An 8,567-nucleotide genomic window follows, 5' to 3' on the forward strand; every position below is an offset into this window, starting at 1 on the left:
AATATCAGTTGCCAAAGGCTTGTCTGCCACGAGTACATTAACTGTAATTGGTTCATCAAGTGCAAACCATTCGTTCTCCTGCACATTAACTTTCAGCTCATATAACCCAGCTGCAAGTGGATTGTAGGATTCAGTATTGATTGTCAACTTGATACCTTTTCCTTCGAACCATCCAGCACTCATACTAGCAATCTTCTTCTCTATTACTTCATTTGGCGTGTTCCAAGGTACACTTACCAGATCAGTAAGTATTCTCTTAGGTCCTTTACCTTTTGCTTGATGGATAGTAATTGAACCGCCGCCCAAGACAGTCGAAGCATCAGAGTTGTCATCAGCACCTAATCCGTTGTCATAGATGATTCCTGATTCACCCCAGATTTTGATTCGGAACTGGTCAGGGTCTGAGCCACCATTCCAGTTACCATCAAGTGCTACCAAAGTGAATCTATATCCTGGAACATCATTGATTGTTCCTTCTCCTCGATAGGTAGCTTTCTTACCGGAAATCACCAAGGTGCCTGATTCATGCAAGGAGGACTTGAAGTTCAAATCTCCTGCCTTGAACTGGAAATCAGTATTGCCATCTACTTGATTTGAACCCTTCTTGTATTTGGATACAAATCCAAAGTTTGCTTTACCGGCTAGGCTTTCATCAGCTTTGTAGGCACCTTCTGGAGACATAATCCAGCCACCGCCGGTGACAAAGTTTCCGTTAGGATCATAAATCGGCAGGTAAGCCACTGATTCAACAAGACCTGTACATTCATCTATTGTCGCAGATACCTTATAGACAACAGGTAAGCTACTTAATTCAGAAGATAAAACAGTGATTGTTGCCAAACCTGAAGCATCAGTCAATGCAGTTTCTTCATAAACTCCATTATCTAAAGAGAAGGTTACTTCTACTCCTTCCACAGCCGGAGACACAGTTGCTGTTAGAACCGCATCGTTTCCTAGTGGAACAGGAGTACCTGACTCGGAAGCATCAATGGCCAAGGCTAAATTATCAGAGATATTCACCGTAGCGTTGGCATTGGCCGTTTTGCCTGTTGCATCCGTCACGGATACCGAAACGATATTGTCGCCCAGGTTATCGCAATCAAACGTGAAAGATGTTGGGCTAAATTCTACACCGCTACAGTTATCAGTGGCAGCAAAAATATCAGTTGCCTGCAGTGTCACTGTGTTGTTTAAGCCCAGTACTGCCGTTGGTGTCGGAGTAATCAATGTGATCACTGGAGCAGTCACATCTTTTACAATTACATTCTGGATAGCAGAAGTGCTGTTTCCATTGCCATCATCAAATGTCCAATTGATTTGGTAATTACCCTGCGCCGTGTATTGAGTTGGATCAGTGGTCGTTCCTATGATTGTACCATGACAATTGTCTGTCGTGGTTGGGGCCTCTACTGTTACACTGCATTCACCTGTCGCATCAGCCAAGACTGGTGTCACTGGTGCTTCTGTATCTAGTACAGTAACCGTGAAGCTCTGCTTAGGTGCCGCGTTGCCCGCAGCATCTTCCGCATCTACAAATACAGTAGTCGTTCCTACTGGAAAAATAGCAGTAACCGAGAAATCACCAATTGAACCTGCAGAACCTAGCTCACTTAAGGTAATCAAGCCTCCCTTTCCGATGGTGGTACAATTGTCCGAAGCATTTACCGTCACCCTGACAGTGGCAGTGCATTGGCCCGGATCATTGTTCACCGTTATGTCGGCTGGTACAGTCACCACCGGAGGAGTATCATCTACGACAGTTATTGTGGTAGTTGCTGTACTAGAAGCACCTTTAGGATCTGTAACCGTCAGGGTCACAGCAGTCACACCCAATGGGTAAGGACCTGCAGGACTTACTGAGAAGATAAGTGGATCGCCATCGGCATTTGTAGAACCTCCATCAAAATCAGCAGCGGTAGCCGTACCCGCACAATTTGCATCGGCAGAGACCGTGAGAGGTTGCGCAACTGCGACTGGAGCCTTATTACACACATTATTTGGATCGGTTACTGTCAATGTATAGTCTCCTGAGGTTTGATTCCCTGCATTGTCAAAAGCAGTTACTGTAACGGTAAAAGAGCCTAGATCATCACAAGTATAAGTGCTTGATCCAGTACCGCCTACACTTCTAATCCCACAATTATCACTAAGTTGAACAATCGCTCCATTATTTAAGGGGTTACCATCTGCCGTTCCATCAGGACGGATGATTACTGTAACGTCCTGAAGAACCAACACAGGAGGCGTAGTATCCTCAACCCTAATGTTCTGGCTTACTGAAGTGGTATTTCCTGATGGATCAGTAAAGGTCCAAGTGCGAATTTCAGTGAAGTCAACTCCATTGGCATCAAAGATAATACTGCTGGTAGGAGATAAAGTTACTGTTCCTCCATCATCACAATTATCTGTAAAAGTCAAATCAACAGGAGCGGGCACATCAGCAGCACATTCCACGGTTACATCAGCCGGAACAGGTGGAGCAACAGGAGGAGTGATATCTTTCACGATAATCGTCTGACTTACAGAGGAGCTGTTGCCAGCGGCATCGGTAAAGGTCCAGGTACGCACTTCTTCAAAGCTGCCACGAAAGATATCATTAAGATTGAGCAAATCTAAATCAGAGGAACCTAAAGGAAATTCATCTGAATAATAGATGATGGTCGGGCTTGCAGTAATTGAACCTGAACAATTGTCAGTTGCTGTTAAATCCATCGGTGGCGGAACCTCACTAGCACATTGCAGATTCAAGTCTTCAGGTGCAGGCGGAGAAATCGGAGCAGTATCATCTTTTACGGTAACAGTAGTAGTGGCAGTGCTAAATGCACCTTTGCTATTGGTAACTGTTAATATAACCGGTGTAACTCCTAATTGGAAAGGCCCTGCTGGACTTACCGAGAAGGTAAGTGGATCCCCATCGGCATCGGTCGAACCTCCATCAAAGTCAGTGGCTACTGCAACTGCTTGGCAGTTTTCGCTGGCCGATAAAACCAGCGGTTTAGCTACGGCTACCGGGGGTTGGTTGCAAACACCAAAAGGATCAATGACGGTAACATCAATAGAAGCAGATGACTGATTGCCTGCTGCATCCGATACCGTTAAAGTAACTAGCTTAGGGCTACCGAGATCATTACAGCTGAATGTTGTTGGGCTTATGGAGCTATCTGCGATACCACAGTTATCACTGCTGCCACCGTCAATGTCTTCTGGCTTCAAGTTGAAATTCCCATTGGCATCCAAGGCCAAAAGTCGGGTGGTGGCACCGGCCTTCAGCACGTAGGTTTTAAAAATCAAGTCGTTAATCTGTGAGCTTATAAGAGTATTGGTATTTATACTGTATGAATAGAAAGTACCGCCAGAATAAGGATCACCACCAAGCACTACAGCTGTTTGTATTCTATGATTCCCCGTGGTGGTTAGGGTCATTAGATAAGAACTCCCTGCCGTAACAGCAATTGGACTATCAAAGATAAAGGGGACGAATGCATCAGTAGCATCTACGTTCGCAAAAGAAGCAGTACCCAGCAGCGTCCCCGGATTATTGGGATCGGTACCGTTGTAGAGGTTTAAAGTAATCGTGCCCGGCTCAGTTGTGCTGGCAATTTCCACATCAATACGGGACATAAAACCGGTCGATACTGCCTGAAATGTTTGTGCTGATATATTGAATAAACCAAGAGGTGAATTAAAGGCATTTGGTATCGCGGCCACATTTACTGCTACATCTACTACTTCACCTAAGCTTACGGCAGTTGGGGCTTCAGAATCAGGTGTTGAAAGAATTTCTACCTCAAGGGTTCCGGTAGCACCAGCATCATCTGTAACTTCTACCGTATATAATCCAGCAACTAGGTCATTCAAATCTTCCACGGAGGAAGTAAAAGAATCAGGACCTATCCATGAGATAACAGGAGTACCGCTAGCTCCTATGATAGTCAAATCAATACTACCATTTCTTCCTGGGCAAGTCTCATCTACTTTGGTAGCTGACAAACTCAATTCAGCAGGTGGAGTATCTAACAAAGTGAGTTGACCATATAAGGGCAATCCCCCATTTGTCAAATTAAAATCCGCAGTCTTGAGGTAGGAATTACTGAAAGGATCATATTCAAATACAACTCCATAATTTTCGGAGCCCCCTACTGAGGTCATACCCCATAATTTACCGCCGTAAGCTGATAAGGTGCCGTAAGGAGATCCACCACTCGCCAAACTAAAACTGTGTTTTCTACTGAAAGTATCCGTATTGGGGTTAAATTCAAACAAAACACCATTTCCTGCTCCCCCACCAGAGGTCAACCCATAAAGTTTGTCGTTATATTCAGTCAGGCTACCAAAAGGAGTCATCCCATTGGCAGGTTCAAAATCAAACTTTTTTACAATTTCATTTGAACCAGGATCATACTCAAAAATCACTCCTCCAAGATTAGCACCACCTGAAGTAGTCATTCCGTAAAGAATACCATTATATTCAACTAGACTTCCAATTGGTCCTTCCCCGTCGAGCCCTTCAAAAGAAGCCCCACTGGTAAAGGATTGTGAGACAGGGTCAAACTCAAATACAACCCCCTTATTATTTATTCCACCTTCTTTTGAAAGCCCATAAAATTTACCATTGAGTACCGTCAAACTTCCAAAAGGAGATCCACCACTAGCGCTTGATTGATCAAAATTAGCCATTCTTGCAAATGAGGAATTAACGGGATCGTACATAAAAATCACCCCATGATCATTTGCCCCTCCATTTGGAGTCATCCCATAGAATTTACCATTAAAGAGAGTCAAGTCTCCTGATGGTTTAGCACCATTGCTTCCATCAAACTCCACAAGGGGTGTATAATTTTGGGTTGCCGGATCAAAAGAAAAAATAACTCCAACTTTACCCTTTCCACCTGTTGCGGCCATGCCGTAAAACATCCCATTATACAAGGTCAAACTGCCAGAGGGAAAGCTACCATTGGTATTATTAAAATCAACTCTGGAAGCATAACCATCAGTAAAAGGGTTAAACTCAAAAATAACTCCAGAATCACTAACTCCTCCTGAAGTGGTCATACCGTATAGTCTACCATTAAACTCTGTCAAACTGCCCAACGGAAGGCTCCCGCTTTCCTTTTCGAAATCCCTCTTTTTGATGTATGAATTGGACGTGGGTTCGAATTCAAAGAGAACACCGACATTGTCTGTCCCACCATATACTGTCATCCCGTAAAGCTTGCCGTTAAAAAGGTTCAAAGCACCAAAAGGAGCACTTCCATTTGCACCATCGAATACATCAAAGGTGAAAAATGTTTTGCTACTCGGATTATACTCAAAAATAAATCCGTTATCAGTACTACCACCTTTAGGTCTTGTCCCATAAAGATTATCTCCAAAAACTGTCAATCCACCATCATCCTGAGAATTGCTATCCTTTCCTTCTGAAAAATCGAGTAGTTTCGTGAATTCAAATAATTCCGTGAACTCATTTTCGCCGTAAGAAAATAAGACACCATTATCCGTAGTTCCACCACTAGTAGTAGTCCCATAGAGTACATCATTAAGGACTGTCAAACTGCCCCAAGGTAAACTGCCATTTACTCCATCAAAATCATGTAATTTAGAATAGATTTCTCTCGAAGGATCAAATGAAAAAATAACCCCCAAATTATTGACTCCACCAGAATACGTTAATCCGAAAAGTGTTCCGTTTAAGTTTACCAAACCACCTGAAGGAGTGGATCCCTCGGTAATAAACTCATACTTTTCCGTATACAAACCAGTCATTGGGTCAAACTCAAAAATGACTCCTGCATTGTTTTCACCGCCTGAAGTTGTCCCGTACAGTTTGCCATTGAGTTCTATCAGCCCCCCATTTGGGAAGCTTGCGCTTGCAAAGTCATGCTTTTTTGTATAGACTCCATTTAAAGGGTTAAATTCAAACAAAACGCCACTAAAAAAAGCACCTCCCCCATAGGTCAATCCATACAACTTGCCGTTAATCTCGGTCAAATCATTGAACAGAGGTTTTCCTGGTGAGGCGTTTGTAAATCCCGTAGGAGCAGGATCAATCAGCATTTGCTTATTGACATCGTATTCAATGATTGCACCTGTACCATCCTTTCCTCCTTGAGAGGTCAGTCCAAAAAACTTGGGACTTTGCGCTTGCAATGGCGATATAGTTAGAACTAAGATAAAAAAGAACAGACTCAGCAATGAGCGGACAGTGAAATTTCTTTTACCATAAGTAAAAGAGCTTATCTGCCAGTTAGGAGATTTTTTGGGTAATATTCTATTCATATTATTTTTTTTTAGTTGGTAAACTCTATCTTAAATTCTTTTCAGAGTATTTTTCACCTAAGACTAATCCATCTAGAAAACTTTTTATCAGATCTCAAAACACTTAACTAGTTGCTATAAATCTTACCCAAGGGTTAGTAATTAATTTGATTATAAGGCAACAAAAAATGTATTTAGTCTCTTAAGTCTAACTTGTAAAAAATCAAGGTGGATTAAAATCAACCTAGGACAAACGACCCTTATGACTGTCCCAAGGCATGGGATTATTTCCCGCTGAAAATTTGATTAAGAGTCTTCCCTGTTATCCCCTCTATCCTAATAAATCTAAAAATGACCTAGTCGATTAGTCTATTTCTTGTATTTGAATTTCCAGATTACTACTTCATCAAAATCAATAAAAAAGCCTCTCCCATTTTACCAGGAGAGGCTTTCAACTTTAAGGATTAGATCCTTTACTTTTTGATTAATCGTTTGTTCATTATAAGTTTGCCAGTTTTCAACTGAACTGTATACAAGCCAGGACTTAGATGATCAATAGTGATTTGATGTTTAGAAATTCCATTTTGGACTCTTTCATCTTCAAATACCAAACGTCCTACAGCATCATAGATTCTTATTCCAACATTCATACTTTGTTCCAATTCAACCTCAATCGTAACAGCAGATTCTGCTGGGTTAGGGAACATAGTAAAGTCACCGAATCTAGGTTCTCTTGTCAGTTCTATAGATCGCTCTATCGTCTGCCCTGCTCTATCAGTACTGAATACCCTTAGTATTGAATTGGATGGGATGGCATCGCCCTTCCAAACAATTGACTTGCCTACTAGCTCAAAGTCAGATTGCTCTGCTATCGTGTAAGTATGCTGATCATCTGCAGGATCAATGGTGCTCAAATCACCGATCACCGTACCTGCAATGATATTTCTAAGGAGAATAGAATTGCTCAGTATAATATCAGTTGCCAAAGGCTTGTCTGCCACGAGTACATTAACTGTAATTGGTTCATCAAGTGCAAACCATTCGTTCTCCTGCACATTAACTTTCAATTCATAGAACCCAGCTGCAAGTGGATTGTAGGATTCAGAATTGATGGTCAACTTGATGCCTTTTCCATCAAACCATCCAGCACTCATACTAGCGATCTTCTTCTCTATTACTTCAGTTGGCGTGTTCCAAGGTACACTTACCAGATCAGTGACGATACGTTTGTTGCCTTTGCCAGTTGGTTTATGAATCACGATAGATCCACCGCCAATTTCAGTAGCGTCATCACCACTTTCAGAGACTCCACGTTTGTTATCATAAAGTAGAGTACTTGAGGAGTTATTCTCCCAGATCATAATTCTGAACTTATCAACTCCACCACCTCCGGATAAATCTCCATCAATGGCAATAACTCTGAATTTATGGTCTCCAGCTCCATTCACTGTTCCTGTACCTGTATAGGTAGCCTTAGCTCCAGAAATCACCAACTGCATATCATCATGCGTAGCACTTGAGAAGTGTAGGTCTCCTGCTTTAAACTGGAAGTTTGTATTTCCATCCACTTCATTGGTGTTGTTTTTACCAGTTTTGTATTTAGCGTTGAATCCGAAGTTCGCTTTACCAACAACATTTGCTTTATCGCCAGTCATTGCAAGAGGAGGTGAATCTATCCATCCACCACCGGTTACAAATCCTCCTGCAGGATCGTAAACTGGAAGGAATACTTCTTCCGACTCAGTGCAGCCACCTGCCTGAGCTGTTACAGCATAAAGATCTGCAGCTAATTTCCCTAGATCGAAGGTCGCTATACCATTTTCTGATGTTTCTGTATATGAAACAGCTCCTACATTCAGTGTAACAAGGACATCTGAAAGATTTGTAGATCCATCTGTAACACCAATAGTAATTGTTACAAGTTCATTTATGCTTCGTGGGGTTTGAGCGCTAGTTACATCTAGCAAAACAACATTTACTGTCAATTCTCCAGGTACATAAGTAATGTTATAATTACTCAATCCTGGTCCCACTGCATTCGATATATTGATAGCATAAGGTGAATCTGATGTACCTGCTGATGCAACAGTACCATCGGATGTTATAGTTGCCGAACTTATAGCATCTCCACCTACCAAACCTTCCTGAGTAAATTCTTGGCCTGTGAAAACAATGGTCTGACCGCAGAATTTAGAGGCATCGGTTGCAGTAATGATAAGGGATTTAAGACCTACTTCAAAGGTGCTGCTGTTCAGCGGTGTGAAGTTGTAGTTGTTATCTGTAGCTGTTCCGATAGCAATCGTTGTATTGTA

2 protein-coding genes are annotated in these 8,567 nt (G+C 42.1%); both read right to left on the bottom strand.

What is annotated here, in order from left to right:
- Nucleotides 1-6,276, bottom strand: a 6,276-nt coding sequence (locus LV83_RS09275; RefSeq protein WP_394335798.1) for a choice-of-anchor tandem repeat GloVer-containing protein, incomplete at its 3' end; no start/stop codon positions are given.
- Between the two features lie 452 nt (nucleotides 6,277-6,728).
- The coding region (locus LV83_RS09280) for a T9SS type A sorting domain-containing protein (RefSeq protein ID WP_146613702.1) at nucleotides 6,729-8,567 on the bottom strand (1,839 nt) is incomplete at its 5' end.

It is taken from the genome of Algoriphagus yeomjeoni (assembly GCF_003259505.1).
Lineage (GTDB): Bacteria > Bacteroidota > Bacteroidia > Cytophagales > Cyclobacteriaceae > Algoriphagus > Algoriphagus yeomjeoni.